Origin of the sequence: Bacillus ndiopicus (assembly GCF_000612805.1) — a bacterium.
GTDB lineage: Bacteria > Bacillota > Bacilli > Bacillales_A > Planococcaceae > Metasolibacillus > Metasolibacillus ndiopicus.
In genome coordinates this window covers 39,616-60,384 of record NZ_HG964404.1, presented here as the reverse complement: position 1 = coordinate 60,384, position 20,769 = coordinate 39,616, and the positions used below count along the sequence as shown (strand labels likewise).

Annotated in this window: 24 protein-coding genes; 4 read left to right on the top strand and 20 right to left on the bottom strand. The window is 33.8% G+C overall.

What is annotated here, in order from left to right; translation table 11 throughout:
• Nucleotides 1–170: 170 nt before the first annotated feature.
• From TY13_RS20030 to TY13_RS04960, 9 genes are all read right to left on the bottom strand, one after another.
• Nucleotides 171–359: a cysteine-rich KTR domain-containing protein gene (locus tag TY13_RS20030; RefSeq protein ID WP_230199382.1), complete on the bottom strand. Its 189-nt coding sequence runs from the start codon at nt 357–359 to the stop codon at nt 171–173.
• A gap of 85 nt (nt 360–444) precedes the next feature.
• Nucleotides 445–1,242 (bottom strand): CPBP family intramembrane glutamic endopeptidase, encoded by a 798-nt coding sequence (locus TY13_RS04995; protein WP_042472629.1) that lies wholly within the window; start codon nt 1,240–1,242, stop codon nt 445–447.
• A gap of 88 nt (nt 1,243–1,330) precedes the next feature.
• Nucleotides 1,331–2,440, bottom strand: a complete 1,110-nt coding sequence (locus TY13_RS04990; RefSeq protein ID WP_042472627.1) for a DUF1648 domain-containing protein — start codon at nt 2,438–2,440, stop codon at nt 1,331–1,333.
• 3 nt (nt 2,441–2,443) lie between these two features.
• Nucleotides 2,444–2,836: a GntR family transcriptional regulator gene (locus tag TY13_RS04985; protein WP_042472624.1), complete on the bottom strand. Its 393-nt coding sequence runs from the start codon at nt 2,834–2,836 to the stop codon at nt 2,444–2,446.
• Nucleotides 2,837–3,439: 603 nt separating this feature from the next.
• Entirely contained in the window at nt 3,440–4,324 is an 885-nt protein-coding gene (locus TY13_RS04980) for a serine hydrolase domain-containing protein (protein WP_042472623.1), read from the bottom strand.
• A gap of 17 nt (nt 4,325–4,341) precedes the next feature.
• The gene (locus tag TY13_RS04975; protein WP_042472620.1) at nt 4,342–5,259 is read right to left on the bottom strand and encodes a GNAT family N-acetyltransferase; all 918 of its coding nucleotides are present in this window, start codon (nt 5,257–5,259) and stop codon (nt 4,342–4,344) included.
• A gap of 343 nt (nt 5,260–5,602) precedes the next feature.
• Complete coding sequence (locus tag TY13_RS19680) at nt 5,603–6,472, bottom strand: endonuclease NucS domain-containing protein (RefSeq protein WP_052344225.1); 870 nt, start codon at nt 6,470–6,472, stop codon at nt 5,603–5,605.
• A gap of 117 nt (nt 6,473–6,589) precedes the next feature.
• Complete coding sequence (locus TY13_RS04965; protein WP_042472619.1) at nt 6,590–7,204, bottom strand: cysteine peptidase family C39 domain-containing protein; 615 nt, start codon at nt 7,202–7,204, stop codon at nt 6,590–6,592.
• 335 nt (nt 7,205–7,539) lie between these two features.
• Nucleotides 7,540–7,728: a hypothetical protein gene (locus tag TY13_RS04960; RefSeq protein ID WP_042472616.1), complete on the bottom strand. Its 189-nt coding sequence runs from the start codon at nt 7,726–7,728 to the stop codon at nt 7,540–7,542.
• 187 nt (nt 7,729–7,915) lie between these two features.
• On the opposite strand from TY13_RS04960, the gene TY13_RS04955 reads away from it, so the two are divergent.
• Nucleotides 7,916–8,620, top strand: coding sequence for a DUF421 domain-containing protein (locus TY13_RS04955; protein ID WP_042474090.1), 705 nt, complete (start codon nt 7,916–7,918; stop codon nt 8,618–8,620).
• Between the two features lie 331 nt (nt 8,621–8,951).
• Here TY13_RS04955 and arsB read toward each other — a convergent pair whose 3' ends face one another.
• Both arsB and TY13_RS04945 read right to left on the bottom strand, forming a co-directional pair.
• Nucleotides 8,952–10,004: an ACR3 family arsenite efflux transporter gene (gene arsB / locus TY13_RS04950; RefSeq protein ID WP_042472614.1), complete on the bottom strand. Its 1,053-nt coding sequence runs from the start codon at nt 10,002–10,004 to the stop codon at nt 8,952–8,954.
• Nucleotides 9,994–10,323 (bottom strand): ArsR/SmtB family transcription factor, encoded by a 330-nt coding sequence (locus TY13_RS04945; protein WP_042472612.1) that lies wholly within the window; start codon nt 10,321–10,323, stop codon nt 9,994–9,996. Before TY13_RS04945 ends, arsB begins: the two co-directional genes overlap by 11 nt.
• A 366-nt stretch (nt 10,324–10,689) precedes the next feature.
• On the opposite strand from TY13_RS04945, the gene TY13_RS04940 reads away from it, so the two are divergent.
• A complete protein-coding gene (locus TY13_RS04940; RefSeq protein ID WP_042472609.1) occupies nt 10,690–11,025 on the top strand; it encodes a 2Fe-2S iron-sulfur cluster-binding protein in 336 nt (111 codons plus the stop codon).
• Nucleotides 11,026–11,351: 326 nt separating this feature from the next.
• Here the strand turns inward: TY13_RS04940 and TY13_RS04935 are convergent, their stop codons facing one another.
• The 7 genes from TY13_RS04935 to TY13_RS04910 form a co-directional block, all read right to left on the bottom strand.
• The gene (locus tag TY13_RS04935) at nt 11,352–12,407 is read right to left on the bottom strand and encodes a phosphotransferase family protein (protein WP_042472606.1); all 1,056 of its coding nucleotides are present in this window, start codon (nt 12,405–12,407) and stop codon (nt 11,352–11,354) included.
• 151 nt (nt 12,408–12,558) lie between these two features.
• Complete coding sequence (locus TY13_RS04930; RefSeq protein WP_042472605.1) at nt 12,559–13,335, bottom strand: alpha/beta hydrolase; 777 nt, start codon at nt 13,333–13,335, stop codon at nt 12,559–12,561.
• Nucleotides 13,336–13,584: 249 nt separating this feature from the next.
• Entirely contained in the window at nt 13,585–14,352 is a 768-nt protein-coding gene (locus TY13_RS04925; protein WP_042472602.1) for a GNAT family N-acetyltransferase, read from the bottom strand.
• Between the two features lie 182 nt (nt 14,353–14,534).
• A complete protein-coding gene (locus tag TY13_RS21105) occupies nt 14,535–14,732 on the bottom strand; it encodes a DUF1643 domain-containing protein (protein WP_268258005.1) in 198 nt (65 codons plus the stop codon).
• A 42-nt stretch (nt 14,733–14,774) separates the two neighbouring features.
• The gene (locus tag TY13_RS04920) at nt 14,775–15,863 is read right to left on the bottom strand and encodes an alpha/beta fold hydrolase (protein WP_081796922.1); all 1,089 of its coding nucleotides are present in this window, start codon (nt 15,861–15,863) and stop codon (nt 14,775–14,777) included.
• A 13-nt stretch (nt 15,864–15,876) separates the two neighbouring features.
• Nucleotides 15,877–16,485 (bottom strand): TetR/AcrR family transcriptional regulator, encoded by a 609-nt coding sequence (locus tag TY13_RS19675; RefSeq protein WP_052344224.1) that lies wholly within the window; start codon nt 16,483–16,485, stop codon nt 15,877–15,879.
• Between the two features lie 112 nt (nt 16,486–16,597).
• Entirely contained in the window at nt 16,598–16,831 is a 234-nt protein-coding gene (locus TY13_RS04910; RefSeq protein WP_042472599.1) for a hypothetical protein, read from the bottom strand.
• A gap of 303 nt (nt 16,832–17,134) precedes the next feature.
• On the opposite strand from TY13_RS04910, the gene TY13_RS04905 reads away from it, so the two are divergent.
• Both TY13_RS04905 and TY13_RS04900 read left to right on the top strand, forming a co-directional pair.
• On the top strand, nt 17,135–17,791 hold the full coding sequence (locus TY13_RS04905) for a Type 1 glutamine amidotransferase-like domain-containing protein (protein ID WP_042472597.1): 657 nt from the start codon (nt 17,135–17,137) through the stop codon (nt 17,789–17,791).
• 203 nt (nt 17,792–17,994) lie between these two features.
• The gene (locus TY13_RS04900) at nt 17,995–18,852 is read left to right on the top strand and encodes a PhzF family phenazine biosynthesis protein (protein ID WP_042472595.1); all 858 of its coding nucleotides are present in this window, start codon (nt 17,995–17,997) and stop codon (nt 18,850–18,852) included.
• Between the two features lie 73 nt (nt 18,853–18,925).
• Here TY13_RS04900 and TY13_RS04895 read toward each other — a convergent pair whose 3' ends face one another.
• Together TY13_RS04895 and TY13_RS04890 are read right to left on the bottom strand one after the other, a co-directional pair.
• On the bottom strand, nt 18,926–19,399 hold the full coding sequence (locus tag TY13_RS04895) for an NUDIX hydrolase (RefSeq protein ID WP_052344223.1): 474 nt from the start codon (nt 19,397–19,399) through the stop codon (nt 18,926–18,928).
• Nucleotides 19,400–19,431: 32 nt separating this feature from the next.
• The gene (locus tag TY13_RS04890; protein WP_042472590.1) at nt 19,432–20,757 is read right to left on the bottom strand and encodes an aminotransferase-like domain-containing protein; all 1,326 of its coding nucleotides are present in this window, start codon (nt 20,755–20,757) and stop codon (nt 19,432–19,434) included.
• Between the last annotated feature and the right edge of the window lie 12 nt (nt 20,758–20,769).

The following is a 20,769-nucleotide window of genomic DNA, read 5'->3' as shown; positions in this document are numbered from 1 at the left end:
TCTCTTTTATATAACTGCGAAGCCTCTTCTTGCCTTAGTTTCTCTAGATAGGCTTTTTTTATACGTAGGTTTCATTCATATGTATTCTCCCCTCATTATGTAAATTGATGAATAAACCTAAATTTCTATAAAAAGAGCTGATAAAATGAGATATATTAACCTCAAAATTATCAGCTCTGCGTCTTAGCGTCTGGCTCTTTAATTATGGTAATTTTAAATTTTTTTATGTTAACTAAACTTTCTTGTTTACATTTAGGACAGTAAAGAGGAAAGCTAATTAATATTGTATCGGTACATACCTTCGTACGTGTCTTTGAATTACAAATTGGGCAGTATATCCAATTGCTGTTTTCAATCATGTAACCTCATCCTTTCCTGTCTATATCCTTATACAGATACATTTTCTACAAGCAAATTTTCAAAGTTTATTTTCACTGTATGTATTTACATAGAAAATGAGAGAATCATCATTAGTAAATTCATGATAATATGCGTAAACATATGCGCAAGCATGGCAAGTTCTAGATTGAGCTTCCAATAAATCCAACCAAAGAACAAGCCGGCAAAACCATTCAAGAAAATCATTCGAAACCAAATGAATGCTGTCATTTCTGTCGCATTTGCGGTTGGGCCATAGTGACCTAATGCAAATAATAATGTGCTAATGAATATGGTAAGGATAAAGACCCAGTTAGAAGGTTTTGCCGATTTTCGATCAAATAGTTTCCATAAAACAAAAACTAACAAGCTCATAAACCCGAAACGGATTAGTAGTTCCTCAACAATCCCTCCGTAGAGTAAAGCTGATAAAAATTCTAATGCATTATAAGGTTGCAATAGTTCTACAATAACATCTGGTAATAACGGCAGTAAAAGATAATCGAATCCCCTCAAAACGACTCCTGCAATCGAACCTAGTATTATAGCTAGTTTAATCCCTTTTATCCACTCTGACTTTGATTTTCCTCTAGCATTCGGGTGAATAATTACAGATTTTAAACCTACTTTATGAGCAGTGAAAAATCCAATGACAAGAGCAATTATTAATAAAATAAAATTTGGAATTATGGAGAATAAGGCTAACATTTCAGGTGGTCCTGAAATCCCCTTCTCACTCAATTGCTCTAATTGGGTCGGATTTGTCGTTAGTGACGATAGTCCAAATAGATATAAGGGAAATAGTGCAATGATTCCAATCAATAAATAAATTAATAGGCCTTTAATACTTTTTTGCTTTGTCATAAGTAACCTCCTCGTATATTAGTTTGAAATTCATTAAATTTTGTATCTTTGTTTCTTTTGTCTGCAAAAACATCCATTTTTTTCTCTCCTATCTACTTAGTATTATTGGTGTGCCAGCAACTATTACAATAATTCCGAGTAAAGTTAACCAAGCAAGCGGATTTGCTAAATTGATTGTCCAGCCAACTCCAAACCGTTTTTCTAAGAACAATGAGGGATCTTTTCGATTAAAATAAAATTGACCAAGCTTCCAATATTGATCGTCATCACGATTTATCACTGTATCATCTGTCGCTCTTACATGTTTCACACGACTTCCACCCTGCCCAGTTGTAATGGTAAGTACAATCACACCAATAATCATGATTGTTGTAATCATTAATGAAATCACAGTCACATAAGTTGTTAAAATCGAATAAATAAATTTTAGCTGGATTACACTTAAAAGAGCTGTTAGCAAGATTCCACTAGCAATTAGGAAAACCGACCACCTTCTACGAAAAATAATGTCTTGTTTTATTGATCCATCTGGATTTTGAGCATTCAGCTGTTGTTTTGATCTTCCAATCATCCAATTAATAAACATGCATAAAGCAATCATATAGATTTGTGTTATGGGCATGATTAAGACAGATCGATATGATTTTTCTACCCAATTGTTAACACCACCAAAGAAATCATATTGTATTTGAATCCGTTCAGGAATTCTCCCATACTCAGTAAAGGTAATAAATAGCGTGACAGCTACTATAGCAAAAGCAATTAAAAACCAGTAATTAGAATGAGTTAATTTTTGCTGATAAAAATTGGTTTGTAGTATAATCTTCTGTTGTCTTTGTTCATTCCATTTCTCCATTTCTTTAAGTTGTTTCATTTGCTTATGAAACACTATATAGATTAAAAATGAAATAATCATAAAACCAAGTATAGTGATCAATAAAACAATCCCCATTGTCTCCTCATCGTTTGATAAATACTTTCCTACGATAAAATAAAAAATAAATAAGATAACAATACTAAAAGCTGTCATAGCTGAAGCATATTGTTTTCGCATTTTTTTTAGTTTTTCATCCATAAAGACATCAGACGGAATAGAAACGCCAAAACTCTCTGTACGTCGTGTCCAATACGGCATACCAATCAAAATGAAAAAAATAGGTATGAATAAAATAATTGAAATCCAAATGATATGATTCATCGGTTAGTTGCCCTCCTCGTTAACATATGAAGTAAAAATCTCTTCACAAAGCTTCATAAAATCTTCTTTATTGACGTCTCGACAAATTGCCTCTGCAATAAGCGGATGTAATATTTCTGTCATTTCTTCCTGAAAAGATGCATCTGCCTTTGGAATTCCCTCTGGATTAACTAGCACCCCTTTTTGACGATGATTTAAAATAAATCCTTTTTGTTCTAGCTCTTTATACGCTTTGTTTACCGTGTGTAAATTGATTCCTATATCTGCTGCTAATGAACGAACAGATGGTAATCGCTCCCCTGGAAGAAGCTCCTGCTTTGCAATACCTGCAATAATACAATGGATAAGCTGTATATAAATTGGTGTTTTAGACTCAAACTCCAAATGAATAATCAAAGGAATCCCTCCTCCTCTCTATATGATATATGTTATAGTTGTAATATAACATATATCATTCGTATATTAAAGTATTTTCATAAAAAAAAATAAACTGTCCCCAATGAGATAGACACTTTGAAAAAAGTCTATCTCATTGGGGAATTTTGTTTATAATGGGAAAAAAGATGGCGGAGCAGATTGAAATAACAGTATAAAAGATGACGCAAGGTCACTTTCAAGTAATTTAAACATCCTATTGCAAAAAATTTAAAACTTGACTTACGCTATCTACTATCATCAAGTTTATGGAGTGAGGAATTACTAATTTTGCTTGTAGGCTGTTCAACAGAGGCGGAAGAAGTCGTCGTAAATAAAGGATCTTCTGGTATTGTTAATGGAAAGGAATTAATGCAAAGCGACATTGAAATACGCTCAAGTAGTGGGAATGTTAAACTTTATTTCATATACTTTTTCACAGCAAATAAAATAGTCTGTTGGTAGAATAAGAAAAATCCTGTATATCAACACAGGATTTTTAATAAAACGACACATATTGTTTTTATGTTCCTACCGTCCATTTAAATTCATTTTTGATACAGTTTTTCAAAATTGATTTCTAATCTACTCATCTAATATATAGTCCTTAAAATATTGTAAAGGTTTTGCTGCGCCATCTTTAAAATTACTTGTGAAGATGGTTACCAATTGATAGTCTGGTGCGACAATAATATACTGTCCTTCATATCCAAACGCAAAAAAAATTCTACCTACTTGATTGTCGTATGATATGTTCCACCAATGGTATGCGTATGCATAATTATCATCAGTTTTGATCTTTGGACTTGTCGATTCCTCAATCCACTGATATGGCACGATTTGTTTGGATTTCCATACGCCATTATTTAAATAAAGTGTACCGATTTTTAACATATCAGCCGTTTTCATCATTAATCCGAATCCACCAATGGTGATACCTTGAGCATCACTGTTCCACTTATAATCTGTTATTCCTAGAGGTGTAAATAAATGCTTTTTAGCGAAGGCTTCTGTATTTAATCCAGTAGTCTTTTGTAAGATTGCACTTAATAATTGTGAAGAACCACAACTGTAGACCATTTCCTTTCCAGGAGGATGGGCAATGTCCTGCTGCAGTACAAAATTGACCCAATTTTTGCTGGGAATCATAGCATTATTACCTGGATAGTGTAATCCTGAAGTCATTGTCAGCAGATGCTTAATTGTAATTCTCTCATTTTCATTATCTTTATCAAATTCCGGAAAATAATGAATTATTGGCGTGTTTACATTTTCGATAAAACCTTTGTCAATCGCAATTCCCATCAATGCGGATAAGACGCTTTTTGTAACAGAATATATTTTATGTTGTTTGTCTTTCATTCTATTGTTTCGATAGTATTCAAAAATCACGGTATTATTCTTCTGTACAATGACACTATCAATTTTGTCTTTTTTTATTATTTTTTCAAAATCGCTTACAGATTTCATTCTCTTGGGTATCCCCCTTATATATTAATCCAAAATCTTTTTTCTTCTTTTTTAATTTTAAATCCAATGGATTGATAAAGCTTTAACGCAGATTCATTTTTAGTTTCAACAAGAAGCTCTATGTAATCAAGATCACATTTTTGTAAATGACGGATTCCTTCTATTATTAAATGTTTCGCAAGACCATGACCTCTCCAATCGGGCTTAACAAAAACATTTTCTATTATGCCTATATTCTGATCTTGTTCCTTCCAAGCCATAACACTGCCAATGATTTCATCGTTGTAAAAAGCTGTAATGGAAGTCCAATATGGATTTCTTTTATATTCATGGAGTTTCCCTAATCCTGTAGGGTTCTCTGGCCAAATTGTGTTTTCCACCTGCAAATATTTTATTTCTTCTTCATGGGTGTTCATATCCCAATGTTTTATATTTACATTGGTTAGCTTAAAGTTTATTGGAGATAAATCCTTATATTTTTCCATACTCATCCAATAAAGACTCTCGAAATGTTTAAATCCTTTTGATTCAAAATAAGAATTATCTATTATTTCAGTTGCATAGTTACCCACACATAATTTTGTAGGAAACTTTGATGGTAGTTTATTCTTGAGTAACTTAGCCCTTTGCAGTAAACGGTCGTAAAGAATATCCATAACCGCTTCAAAACTTTCCCAATCTGGATCAACTTTGATATTTACATAGATTAAATGGTTGGCATCTCCTAGGTAATCTTTCGAAACCATATTAATCACTTCCACTTGCCCTTTTGCAATCATTGCTCCGTTGTGAAAAACGCAGTGTACATCTTCCCATGTGTTTTCAGGACCCGGCCACCAGTAGATAACATTCTCTTCGCATTTGATTAATTTTTTATATAATCGCACTGCTGAATCCCAATCTTGTTCTTGATAGTTTCTAACGTAAAAATCCACTGTATATTCCCCCTTATTTTAAGTTTATATCATATTAGTTTCCATTTCTATTAATTAATGACCATTTTTATATATTTAAAAAGAAAACCATGGAACTATCTAATTTAGATTTTCCATGGTTTCGATAAAATGTTTTGCTTATTAAACTTTTGCTACCCAAATTTCTATTTAATTATTTTTGGAGAATTTCTTTGTATCTCAAAGTATTCACTTTATAAAATATCCATATGAACGATTTTGTCTTCTGTTGAAACCCAATCTTGTTGTACAAACTATTGCTAGTTTTACAGTACAATCTTCGATAAGACCTTTTCGATTCCAATCCAACGTGTAAGGATTGATTTTAAACATTCAATAAATCTAAGGCGCTTATCATTTTTAAATCAAATTTCCAAGCATGCACAAATACCTCAATTTTACCTTTACTAATTTTTTCTGTATAAAAATTTTTAGATTGTTCAGAATCAAACCCTCTACATACGATAATTCCTCGAACATTTTGGTTTGGTTTTTCAATTTTCAAGTTATTTATATACCCTTTTATTTGTGAATAAACATCTTGATTTATTAATCCTTTTTTTATTTCTACGATAACAAGGTCTTTATCATCCGTTAATAAAACATCTAAAATAGACTTATCATCGAAGCTTTTTTGTCTTTGGAGATATGTTAAATTTTCTCCTAATAATTTTGGATTGTTACATAATAAGTCTTCGATGTCTTTCTCCCTTAGGTGATAAATATCTTCTGTGGTCAAAGAAACCTCATGCAAAGGCATCTGCTGATGATCATCGATTAACTTTAATAGTTCCTCTTCTGCTCCAAAGTTCATTATCAATTTTCCTTGATTAACTTTCTTATCACCAACTAACTTATAAAGTAATTCTGGACTTAACAGCAACGGTTTCTCCAAGATATATGAATATACTGGATGCCCAAATATAACGATATCTGTTTCGTTCCCATTAAAAATATGATGATTACGGTATTTTTTATTGATGTAAGGATCTTGTCTAATCTCTTTAACACTCTTTTTTTCAAAAACTTGATAGTATGCAGTAATATATCTCTTTTCTAACACCTTTGTATGAAAAAACAAATATTCTCCTACTTGAACTTTATTTAATCTGCTTTCTTGATGACCATATGTAAATTCATCAAAAAGTGGATCATCTTCTTCGTTTCGGTTATATGGAACAAGATAATGTCTCAAATCCAATCTCTCCTCGTAGTTTGTTTTCCTATGCAGCTTTTTCGGCGCGGATTGCACTCTTCTATAATTTGAATCATATAATTCTAGTTTATTGGTGTTTTTTCTTCGCCATTAATATTAGTTCTGTATGACATCTACGGTTATGTAAGTATTACTATAAAGAATCATATCAACCCTCTTTACATCCCACAGTTTTTTAAATTCATTAATCGGAATCTTTCGATTATAGCTCTTGTGTTCATCTTCACAATTCACCAGATGCTTTAATGATTCTGAAAGGTAAATATACTCCTCGTCATAGCCTACGACAGGGACAAAATGCAAATAATTACGATCCTTCTGCACTTTAATAAAAACAATTACGGGTGTTCCTTTACTAACTTCATACTTTAATGTACTTATAGTTCCTTTATAATAGTTTGTTTTAAAGCCCTTTTTTCTTAACATCGTACGAATTCCCTTTGGATATACATTGCCCGCCCTCGTTTTACTAGGAAAATGCTTATATAGCGCTTCCCCCTCAGCCTCCATACCAAAATGACGCAACAAATACGCTGTTGAAAATGCTGCACATTCCGTATTATTTTGAAAATCTATTCGATTGTTTTGTCGAATAAGATAGTTAGCTGGATAATCTCTTTTTCGTAAAACAGGTATTGGTAATGTCATTAAATATGCATTAATCATAGTTGAAATAATGATCCATAAAATAACTGTTTTAACTATAAACATACTACTTCCCCCATTACTTTGTGACTATATTGAAACAATCTTGTAAAGCCCCTGCATACCAATATCTGGTTTTATCATATGGCTCCATTTGTATGTTAAGAGTTTTTTACCTGATTTTTACACATAATATTTTATTATACTTACTTAAACAGTACAAGTTAACTATTTTATATGTCCCAATTCCTCTATCAGAAATTCTTCCATCTCTTTAATTATTTTGTTAAGCAACTTTAAAAATTTTATTATGGTAGGTCGCCTTTTAGATAATTTTATGTAAAAGCTATAGACCAACAAAATCATGCTGGTCTATAGTAAAAAATTTCAACAAAACAGCATTACTGCTTTACTATATTCTCAGATAAACTATTAGCTACAGCTTGTAAAGGCTGCGCCATTTGTTGTGCGTTCTGTGAATTTAATTTATTTGGCATGTTTTTTGTGAATTGTTGAAAATTCCCTTTTTTTAAACTTGTAGCTACACCTAAAATAACAGCCCCAATTATACCCCATGTAAAGAATTTCACTAATATTGCCTCCCTTCTTAATCAATTTATTTTGAAACAGCTTTAGTATCCGAAATTGCCTTGAAACAATACTGAACATTTTTTGGATTAGTACTAAAAATGGTTCAATAGCATTTATCACTAATAATTATTTGTGACAAACACATAATAAGGAGACATTGAAAACTTAAAGAAAGGACGGGTCATGGTGGATTTTTTTCATGGACAAGAATCGCTTACAGTTATTCAATGGATTATAAGAGCGATGGTTGCTTTTTTCTTTTTACTTTTTTCGACAAAAATTATGGGGCAACGTTCTATTTCACAATTGAGATTACTCGACTTTGTTATGGCAATAACTATTGGTAATATCATCGCTCATCCCCTGTCTGATGAAGAATTAGGAATGAAAGGTTCCATAATTACCATGTCAGCCTTAGTTATTTTATATTTACTCAGTGTATTATTAAGTATGAAATCGATTACGTTTCGACATTTTGTAGACCCACCGCCAATTCCACTTATTAAAAATGGACAAATTGTTCCTGCGAACTTACGAAAAGCAAGGATTTCTGTTGATTTTCTCTTGTCAGAGTTAAGAAAAGAAAAGGTGGAAGATATTCAAAAAGTTGCTCTTGCATTATGGGAACCAGACGGATCTATTTCAAGTTTCTTATACCCGCAACATCAAACTCCAACACGAACAGATCTAAAGATAGTACCAGAATCCTTTTTTCTCCCACTTATCCTCATTAAAGAAGGTAAAATTGATTGCCATGAGTTAAACAAAGCTAAGCTAACGGAAGATTGGTTAATGAATGAGCTTACGTCAACATATAATGTAAACATTCGTGAGGTTATTTTAGCTACAATCGATCAAAATAATAATTTGCAAATTTATCTGTATAAATAAAAAAAATCTAAAGAGCATGTTTTGAAAAAGATTGATCAAAACACGCTCTTATATCAAAGCTTTTAAGTCATCCATTTAATTAAGAGTAGCTTTAAAAGTAAAGCCACCCCAAAGTTTGGAATGGCTTATTTATTTACTTCACGTTATCTTTTTACTATGGTTTTTGAAAGCTTTGTCTTAACTCATCTTAATTTCCCTCTTAATCCAACAAATCAAGATGTGGCTTCATTTATTTCATCATGATCCAAGGACTGCCAGCTTTCGCTAACAGTCCATTGATTAATAGCATAAATTTGATTTATCAGCTAGATTAATTTCACCCTGAATAATCTTAAATAACCTTAAAGTATTTCTTTTTCCAACGTAAAGCAACCCATACAAGTCCGATGAGTACAGGCACTTCTACCAGTGGTCCAATAACAGCAGCAAAAGCCACGCCACTATGAAGTCCAAACACACCTACAGCTACGGCAATCGCTAGTTCAAAGTTGTTACTTGCAGCTGTAAATGAAAGCGCTGCTGTAACAGGATAGGATGCGCCAGCTTTCCGTGAAGAGAAGAATGACACAATAAACATAATGACAAAGTAAATAAATAATGGGACGGCAATTCGTACAACATCGAGGGGTAATTCAACTAATTGCTCACCCTTTAAAGCGAACATCATCACAATTGTGAATAAAAGTGCGATTAAAGTAAGCGGTGAAATCTTTGGTAAGAACTTTTCCTCATACCACTCTTTCCCTTTTGCTTTAATCCCTATCCAACGTGTAAGGAAGCCTGCCGCAAATGGAATCCCTAAATAAATCAAAACACTTTTCGTTATTTCCCACATGGAGATCGATACATGAAAGTTTTCTAAACCGAACCAACTGGGTAAGACATTTAAGAAAAAGTATGCGAAAATCGAATAGGTCAAAATTTGAAAGATGGAGTTAAAAGCAACTAAGCCAGCAACGTATTCGCGGTCTCCGCGTGCTAAATCATTCCAGACAATGACCATAGCTATACAGCGAGCCAAGCCAATCATGATGAGTCCAGCCATGTATTCTGGGTAATCATGCAAGAAGATGATTGCTAAAAAGAACATTAAGAATGGGCCAAGTAACCAGTTCTGAAAAAGCGATAGTAAAAGTACCTTCCAGTCTTTAAATACACGCCACATTTCCTCATATTTAACTTTGGCAAGCGGTGGATACATCATGACAATTAATCCTATGGCAATCGGAATCGATGTTGTGCCAACTGACATCGATTCTAATGTTTCCCCAATACTGGGCATTGTCACACTTAATAAAACGCCTATTCCCATCGCCACAAATATCCAAAGCGTAAGGTAACGATCCAAAAAAGAAAGCTGCTTTGTTAAAGACTCATTCTTCATCTTCATTTCCTCCTACATGGCAGCAATCCGTAACACAATTGCATTTGGTTAAAGGTTGAATTTGTTGTAAAATCCCTTTCATCAATGGCGTTTGCTCCTCCACTAGACGATAATGTTTCCAAGTTCCTACTTTTCGCTCTGTAATAATGCCTGCCTCCTTTAATTTTTTTAAATGCTGACTAACTGCTGGTTGAGATATACCTAAAACATCTACAAAATCACAAACACATACCTCCCCATTTTTCATACATGCAAGCAATTTGATGCGATTTAAGTCAGCTACTGCTTTTAACTGTTTTTCAATTAGTGTGTTTTCCATCGTATCTGCACTCCTTATATAAGCATTCACTTATATATAATCTTAAATAAAATCACCTAATAATCTAGGTGATTACATTTGTATATAGCTATATACTTATATTATGCTGGCTGGGAAGTAAATGCAATGGTCTTTCCTTATTTTCGGTAAAAATTTTTACAGCTTATTATCAAGACTCCCCATAGCATTTTATAACTAGGAATGTGCTATTTGATATAATACATTGTAATGAAATTCCGTATAGCCTCTTTTCTGCTGTCTGTCAAAGCCATAAATGTTCTAAGTATGAGACTTACCGAATCAATACAAAATGATAGTAACGATTGCTTTCGTTTAACATTAAAATTATGAAGGGAGTATTTAGAAATGCCATTTGTCACCGTATTTGGAGGGAAAACTTTTGAAGTTGAGGAAGGCAAAAAATTAGTATTAGCTCTTGAAGATAATGATATAAATATTTTTCATCAGTGTGGTGGAAAGGCGAAATGCACTACTTGTAGAGTTGAAGTGTTAGCTGGTGAATATAAAGATATTTCTACCATAGAAAAAAATGCCTTTGCTATTAAAAATATTGATGAAAATTTATATGAAGACTGTTTGCGGCTATCTTGTCAAATTCGTGTTATTGGGGATATTACTGTTCGGCCTATTTTAACCTCAGAAAATACAGAGGGCAATAGAGGTCCAAGACCAGCAGATTAACCTATTACAAACTAAAAATCCAATTTTCCACAAAAAAACTGCATCTCCAATTGAGATGCAGTTTTTATTGTAAATAAGGAGCTTGACCATCACGTGCAACTAGGCTATGAAATGTAAAGAGCCTATATTTAATCAATTACGCCTTGACACAGATGAGGAAGTTTTTCAAACAGAAGAAGCCATTAAAAGGTTAAAAACGTAGGGCTACCTGGATGTAATTGTATACAGCACTTTAATATATCTGCGAATATAGCCTCACGGTTTTGCTAAATTCGCAGATAAACTATTATGCCTCAAATAGTATTGAACTTGAGCACAAAATTGAACTAGACTCTAGGCAACCGCATTAGAAGTTCTACTTTTACCATGTTATCTAAATTCATCATCTGATGCATATACTTCATTTTTAATGTAAGTCCCTTAGAAAATAAATATTCTTCAGCTTTTTCAATTCTTTCTCCTGTATGTTTTACAAATAATTCATAGCGCCTCTTTAGCCATTCAAATGTTCTATCTCGAATATGTGAGTCGTCAGCTCCGTATATTAATGAAGCTGCCCTTGTAAATGAATCAAAACATAATAATGCTTCGAAGCATTGTAAGTGTTCAATTTTCTTGTTATAGCTATTTTGATAGGCATTTAACATAGGCTTTTTGAAGTCTATTCCGAACCAAGAGTACCCTGAAATAAGCGCATTAGCTATATCAAAACGATGGTCTCCCAGGAAGGCTTTTTCCCAATCTAAAATATACAATGTATTGTCATTGGTGATTATAGTATTTTGAAAATGATAATCTCCATGATTTAGGACCTTAGTAAATTTTACATCCTCGAACGATTTCTCGATATTTGCCAGTATCTTTATATAGATTGGATCTTCAAATTCCACAATTCGATTTCTTAAATTCTCTATGTAGTGATTAATAGGAAATACATCCTTAAAATCTCCATCACTTAGCCCATGAATATCAATTGAATGAATATGCGCTAGTGTAGAACCAAATATTTCAAACGCTGTCACCCTATTATTAGCACTGGCCATGAAGTATTTGTCCAAAGTAACTCCCTCTATTTGTTCCATTAACAAAAGTCCGTTTTCTTTATCTTCGAAATAAAAATTTGGAATATTAATGTACTTATTTATAGATAAGCTCTTTAAAATAGATAATTCTTTATTAAACTTCATATTATGACTGAATTTTTTCAGAACAACTGGCTTAGAAAAATTCTCTGTTCCATTAAAAAAATTAAGATGAAACATTGGTATATCGTTATTAAAACCATCATCGTTTATTTCTAAATTACTTATCTCAACTGTAGTCTCTAGTCCCGTATTTTTAACAATCATTTGTTCTATAGTGTTATTAATAGCTGCCTTCACATTTTCTACCTCCAATGCGGTGTTATCTAAGTATCCTACACTGCGGAATTTATCCCTTCAATAAATAGAAAAGCTATCGCTCTGAATCAAAACGATAGCTAAAAAAATAATCTTATTCATGCCCACCAATGCATCTCGCTTAATTTATTGCTCAATCCCGACCCGCCTCGTAAAATTTATGTGCCACCATAGCTGGCCTTGTATATGCGTCTGTAAAGTGGTCACCATCCCCGACAATTAGGCGGAACTGACCAAGCCTTTTGGACATATGCGGATGCCAGCCGAAGCCCTCTTCTAGTGGCAATGCGTTGTCTTTGGAGAAAAAGATATAGCTTTTGGGCGTAGCCAATGTGTAGAACGCTTTAAGATCAAGTTTCTCAAAAAGTGGTTTAGCTGGTTCAGGAGTGATGCTTACATATATACGCTGGGCTTCCTCCAACGTGGCGGTATTAACGAACGAATCCCGAAATAGCGGAAATGGCAGCATGATTGTATCGTCCTTCGAGCCGGCTCTGAGTTGTTCGAAGCCTTGTCTCATTTGAGGCGAAAACTCGTCCACAACGGATTCACCATCATTCAATACAAACGCATTCCAGAAAACAAGTCGTTTTATCCGATCCGGTACTTGTTCTGCAACTTTTTGGATGATAGTGCCCCCAAAACTGTGCCCAACAAGTACAAAGTCGCATAAGTCCAGTTTTGTTATAAAATCAACAACTGACTTCGTAATCATCGCATGCGTGACATTTTTATTCGAATCTTTGCCATGCCCTGCGTATTCTGGCGTATAGACGGTATGCCCTTGACTACGCAGCACCTCCGCTACGCCGTCCCAAAAGTGAGCATCAGCCCAGGAACCATGTATAAGTATGAATGTAAGCTGTTGCTGTGTTGCTTCAGAATACTGAAAATAATCATGTGGAAACATGTACAATCCACCCTTTCAAATCGACATATATTATTAGCTTATGCCTACTATGTTTAAGTGATTACCATATTGAGATTCCCCCTTTTGGTAACTTTTATCATGATGAGTTGATTAAATATATAAAGATGTTTTAGAATAAAGCTTATTCTAATGCTAATAACATTAGATAAACGGACAAAAAAGAGAGAGCGCGCGTTTTGAAAAAAGATTAATCAAAACACGCTCTTTAGCTTAAGCAAGAAAACCTTCTTATTCAAAAACAACCATTTCTCCAACATCTACAAATCCAAAGCGCTTATAGATATTTTTCCCATCATCTGAAGCCTGTAATACAACTGGTTTTTGTTTATCCTTTGTTTGATTTAGAAGAAATTGAAACATTTCACTGCCATATCCTTTACCTCTAAATGTTTCTTTTGTCATCACATCATAAATACCATAACTATCTTTGCTTTCTATTAATAAACCAGTAGTTACAGCCATTTCGTCTATGCATCCAATAAACATTTGAACTTCTGAACCTAATTTTATTTGTGAAAACTTATTAAAATAACTTTCTAATGCCTCTTTTTCTGGTGTACCTTCAAATAAACTCAGAAATACCTCTATATACTTTAAAAGATCTTCATTATTTTTTACATTAGTAATCACAAGCTGAAGGGAATTTCTTTGACCAACATAAAGCGTGTTTTCAAGTTTCATCATTACATTACGTTCCGCTTCTTTTAGGCCATATTCTTGTATAAGATTTTTCCAATCATCGTTTAAATACTGAGCATCAATCCAAATACTAAAGGGGTATTCTTTATAAGAAAAATTATCGATTCCATGTCTAATCTTAACTGTATTTTTGATATTTGGAGATTTCGGCAATAATATATTGAATGTATTAGTAGGAACTTCTGTATTTGCTATGACGTAATCTTCTTCCTTTATAAGTTCTCCACTAACTACATGAGTAAATGCTTTTAATTTTTCTTCAAAGTTGTTTATTACTAATTGTTGATTTGTAATCATGTTTTTGCACCTTTCAATTTAATTTAGCGCGCTTATTTTATTATAGGTAAATTAAATTCTAAAAAAACTGTGTGCACAGTATTTATATCCTCCCAGAAATTTCAGAAAACATTGCTGCGATGCATATTCTTTTCTTAATAATCTAGCTTGAGTCTGAGGTAATTAGAGCTAGTGCAATACACTTATTCTTCCTTGTTAATTTTGTATATCTCTGGGGCTTTATTCGATTTAACATAGAGAGGGTGTTGTGGATGCCCTCCCTTTGTCAACTCTAATGCATAAAATTGTATACTGCTCTGTTCAATTAATTGAATTACATCTTTATCTCGATTAAATAAAATTCCTTTAGTTCCCCATGCTAATTTATCGTAATTCGATATATAGTTACCTAAAAATTCATTATCTAATATAGATTTTTCATTTTAATTTTGTTCGTAATGTTTGATTTGATCAATAATGTCGAATAAAGCATCGTTGAATAGCTCCTTCTGATCGAGCATCGTCACATGTCCAGCATTTGGTATGGAGTAAAATTGTTTCATTGGCGCCTTGAGTTGATCAAAGTATGTGCGAGCAAGTGAATAAGGAGTTTGCCAGTCATCCTCCCCATGGATATAGAATACTGGAACTTGATAGTCTGATGTTACCATGTTCAAATCATAGGACCTAAACAAAGATTCCAAAATAGCACGCTGTTTTATTTCTAGTACATCGCTCATTAACATGTATTTAATATCTTTGAACGAATAAAATGGAGAACATAGTACGCTCATGACTAGTTGAGGCGATGGTTGCATCGCAAGCTTATACTTACCTTGCAATTTACGGAGTTTCATAAGCTTCTTGATCATGGCATCACTAAATTGGGGCTCGGGATAAGGGCTTAAAGCCTGCAAGATGCTAATATCTTTCTGATTTTTAACTTGTCTGCTGCATTCCAATGCTTTCTCATAGCCAATTCGTTCGTTTTCAAACATATTTACTACTTGTCCAACTCCAATATAGGCTTGAACCATCTGCGGATTTTGCAAGGTGAATAGACTGCCTAAGATAGAACCCCATGAATGACCAAGCAGAAGGACTCGCTCTTTGTTATATTTTTTTTGTAAATAGCTCACAACTTCATATGTATCCTGTAATGCTTGTTCAATCGTTGTTGTCGGCGTGACTTTCAGGGGATCATTCGCAAAGAAGGTTTTACCGCTGTTTCGCTGTTCCCAGTGAACGACAGTTACTTTATCTTCCCAAGGAAACTGAAAGTCTTGGGCAAAAGGAAGCATCGGACTGCCAGGACCTCCATGCAGGAATAAGAGGACGGGATGATCCTTATTTTTACCACGATGATATAAAAACTGCTGGATTCCTCCAATCGTCACATACTCGCCCTCATCTATTCCATTTGGTGTATGGATTTTACAAGCTGCTGCACGCTTCTTTGTGTAGAGAAACCAATAAATCGCCATACTGATGCAGGCAATAGCCGCTATGAAAATAATCAAAGATTGATTCATGTGAATGCCTCCTCTAGCCATTTTTGATTGAATTCTGCTTGCACTTGCTTAGATATTCAGCAATTGCTTCAACAAGAATGCTTAATGCTTTTGCCCTTCCTTGTTCACCGTATTGGTTCTGATTAGAAGCGATAAAATGCAAACCATCCATTAAATTCGCAAGTACGCTATAATCACATTGAGCATCCCCTATTCCTAAGACGTTCATTGTACGCTGAAAATTAGTTTTGGATTTATCCTGTTCCTCTCTGCTAATAGGCTCTGGTAGCTTGCGCAGCAAATATTCCATGTCCGATGGCTGAACATAGAGTGCAAGACTATCTGGAGCCAAGTAAATTTCATGAAGTGCATTCGTAATCTTTTCCTTAAAGTGCCCAGAGCTAGATCCGATTTCAAGAATTCGGTCAAATAAAGCTTGCTCATTTTGCTTCATTATGTGGTAAAGAAATTCTTCCTTGGAATGATAATAAGTATAGAAGGAACCTTTGGCAATTTGCACAGCTGCTGCAATATCGTCAACTGTAACTCGCTTCATGCCTTTCTTACGAATGAGCTCTATTCCTTTAATATACATTGCATTTTTGATATTCTCCTTCTCCTGTTCACTTACGATCTTTGGCATACGCTCTTCTCCTTTAATGACTATTTATAATGAATTAAGTCAATATAAATATAATAAGACTGAACTCTGATTAAAGTCAATGGGATTAGCTTAAAAATAACTGAATTAAAATTCAGAGATTCACTAAATCAAGGAAAGAGAGATTACCACCCTCATCAGCAATTTTCATATAAACGCTCCATGCTTCATTTGAATTTTTTTGAGCAATCGTCCGTATTTGTAACGCACTAATTTGGGCAAGGGCATAGTCAATATAATAAAATAGCAATGTAAATAAATGAGTCTGCCTATGCCAGAAGTTCCCTCTTTCCAAATATGGATTACGATAGGACGACTTATAAGGCATGTATTTCTCCTCGAATACCCTCCCTTTCTAATGCCATTTAATAATATTTTATAATTTCCGAAAATTCGAGTCTTATTTTTCCAAAAATAAGATGCTATACTTGAGATAGAAAAAATAAGGGGAAATTGTAGATTTGAAATAAAGTGAACCTTCAATCAGTGGGGGTCTTACAGCCTGTTAATACAGGATAAAATCATACCTTTTAAATAAATTTATACAAATCGGATAGTTTGGATGAAATTGTGTCACAAACCATTACATTGGACACAGCAAACAGAACATACACATTACTACGGGGGACTTATGAAAACTCACTATTATTTAGGTTGGTTTAACAACTTTTTTCCAGAGAATCTAGGCAGGGCGTTACAGGAGGATATAACTGATAGAAAATCGCTTGTGATGATTAGCTCAAATCCATCTTTTGATGAAGATGATGGTGCTATTGAACGCTCGTGGCTTGACCAGGTGGGCATTATGTTTGATGAATATCATTTAATTAATTATCGCGTACAGAAGGAAGATGCCCAAGCTTTAATTCAAAATGCCTCAGTCATTTTCTTGTTGGGTGGGAATACTGTTAAACAAAATGGATTTTTAATTGAATACGAATTTTCGGATTTGATTAAAAAAAGTGCAGCCATTGTGATGGGGGCAAGCGCTGGTGCAATCAACATGTCCGCCAAATGGTTATGCTCGAAAAACTTTGGTTATCAAGTTGAAACGAGCTCTGTCTACGACGGAATCGGTCTTGACAATTTTTCCGTCCTTTCTCATTTTGATCTTGAAAATAACATTGCATTGGTTCAAGACGAACTGTCTCCCCTATCGGAAGAAATAAATATTTACGCGTCAAACAAAGATTGCGCTGTACGTGTAAAGGGAGACAAAATCGATATTATAGGCAATGTATATTTAATTTCCCACTCAAAGATTCAGAAATTGGATGAGACGCTCTAGTTGATGAATTAATTTCTTTATGCAAAGCTTCTATAGACCACCTATTCTATTAGGTGGTCTTAGACTGTAGACAAACTATTTTTGAAGAGTTCAGATGCTAAAAAATAGTTTGTCTCTTGCTTTGTGGAAAATTTATCCAACAACATTTATACGTAGTGCTTTCTATGCTACAATTTACTATAAGTGAGGAAGGAAGGTGTCTTATGAAAATATCCGTTTATGTTGCAAGTGCATTTAGCAAGGATCTTAAGGGCGGAAATAAAGCAGGAGTGGTATTTATTGAGAATGCATTGACCACTACTCAAAAAATGGAAATAGCCAAACAACTTGGCTATGCAGAAACTGCATTTATATCTGAATCTGAAATTGCTGATTATAAATTTGAGTATTTTACACCAAAAGAAGAAGTTGATTTATGTGGTCATGCCACAATTGGCTCTTTCGCGATACTGATGCATTTAAATAAACTTTTCAAGAATCGCTATACGATAGAAACGAACAGTGGTGTTCTTACTATTACCATAAAAGATGACATCATATTCATGGAACAAAACAAACCGATATTCTATGAAGTTGTATCTCCAAACGAATTCATCGACTGTTTTGACATTAAAGCTATAGACAATAAATACCCAATTCAAATTGTCTCCACGGGCTTAAAAGATATTTTAATTCCTATAAAAAGCGAAACACAATTACATGCACTGCAACCTAATTTTGAAAAAATTAAAGAAATAAGCAATTACTATAATGTTATCGGGGTGCATCTATATACCTTTAATGACAATCGAATTATATGCAGAAATTTTGCTCCACTGTATGACATCAATGAAGAAGCAGCGACTGGAACTTCAAACGCTGCATTAGCTTGCTACCTTTATGAACAGCACTACTCGCAAAAAGAAGTCTATGTATTTGAACAAGGTTATTCTTTACATTCGCCTTCCGAAATATTAGTTAAATTAGCAACCAATAGCAAGAATGAAATAGAAAAAGTTTATGTTGGCGGCAAAGGCTATTACTGTGAAACTAAGTGTTTAAATGTAGAAAATATTGAGTGAAAATAAAAAAAACACCGAATAAAAAGGTTGAGAAAATAATTTCTCAACCTCAGACTGTAGACTGCCTATTATACTAGGTGGTCTTTTTAAATGCTCGATTTGCTTCAAGATTTAATGCGTCAATAGCTTTCTTTATCGCCCAAGCCTGATGTTCATGAACCATTTTTGCTATAGTTAGAGAAGGCTTTATCCATATTAGAGCATGATCCTTTTCTAAAGGTTCACTAATATAATGGCCTTGCTCGCATAGATAAAAATGCCCTTCATTCAGGTAATATTCTGAGTCGTTTTGGGAATAAAAATATTGGTGTGCATCCCCTAAATACTTAACGGGCTCAATTGTCATTCCCATTTCTTCTAAAGCTTCCCGTTTTATACACATGCGATGATCTTCCTTGTCTTCAATTCCACCACCTGGAAGGAAATAATCCTCTCTGTTTATCACAATAATAGCAATATTCTCTTTTAACTTATCAAATATTATTGAATATACAGCGCTTCTTTTTACGTACTCTTGTGCCTTTTTCTTTTCTCCAAATACTGGCATAGACATAAAACCCCTCGCTTTTTAATGCAATATCAAAGTATTTTACTTGCTTCTATCGCTTCCTGAATTAATTGAACGCCTTCATTAATCTTATTCTCAGGGATACTTGTTGTGTTTAATTTGAGAAACTTATGGTTTTGTTTATATCCGACTACATAATTTGTTTTGTAATCGTCTACTAAAACATGTCGCTTAGCTAGTTCTTCCTGAAGTTTATTCATATTTATTTGTTTCGGAAGCTTGATTACTGTATGCATTTGGTGATTATCGTTAAATTGGTAATTAGAAAAGTAAGTTTTTAGTGCGTTACGTAGCATTTTGGCTTTCTGTTGATGCCTAAACACGATTTTATCTTTATGGTGTGCGTATAGTCCGCTTTCCATAAACGTCTGCATAATCACTTGACTTAAAGAATTTGTATGAATATCAATAATTTCTTTAAAGCTGTGAAAAGGCTCAATCAATTTTTCTGGCAAGACTGCAATACCTAATCGCTGACCGGGGAACATAATTTTAGAAAAGCTCTTTAAATAAATAACCCGCTGATTCATATCCATTTCATAAAGCGTCTTGTAACTATTGCTTCCTTCAAAATCACCTAAATAATCATCTTCTATAATATAAAAATCGTACGTTTTCGCATAGTTTAAAAGTATATATTTTTCCTCTTCTCCCAAAGTAGTACCAAGCGGATTATGAAGCCGTGGCATCAAATAAACATAGTTAGGACGCTTACTTTTAATGGTTTCCTCCATTTCCCCTAAATCTATCCTGTCTAAATCCCGATAGCAAGTGACATAATCCAAATGAAGTCGTTCAATCAAATTTATTATTTGATGATAGGTTGGCTGTTCTATTAGAATGGATTCCTTTTTAGTCATTATCATTAAAGCAAGAATATGCAAAGCCTGCTGTGTACCGCTTGTTACCATGATTTGTTCTTTTTTAGTGAAAATCTGATCTTCTGCTAATAATTTTTGAAATAAGCTTTTCAGTTCCTCATTACCAGTTGTTGGTCCATAGGTGAATAATTCTGTTTTTTCATTGTGAATAGCGGTTTCCAAACATTGTGAATAGCTATCTAACGGGAAATCTGTCCATGAAGTAGAGGCAGTGGAAAAATCATAGACCCCATTAAAAACAGGTGACTCTGTTTTTCTCGAAATAATAAAATAGCCTACATTGGGCTGAGCGTATATCTTATTCATATCAACAAGATGTTGCAGTGCCTGCGTCATTGTAGCTTGACTTACCGCAAAGACATCCATCATTTTTCTTACAGATGGGAGGCGCTCCGTATATTCCCCTCGTTCGATATTTTCTAGAATTTTATTGGCAACCAATTGATGCTTCCTCATGTCATCCCTCCT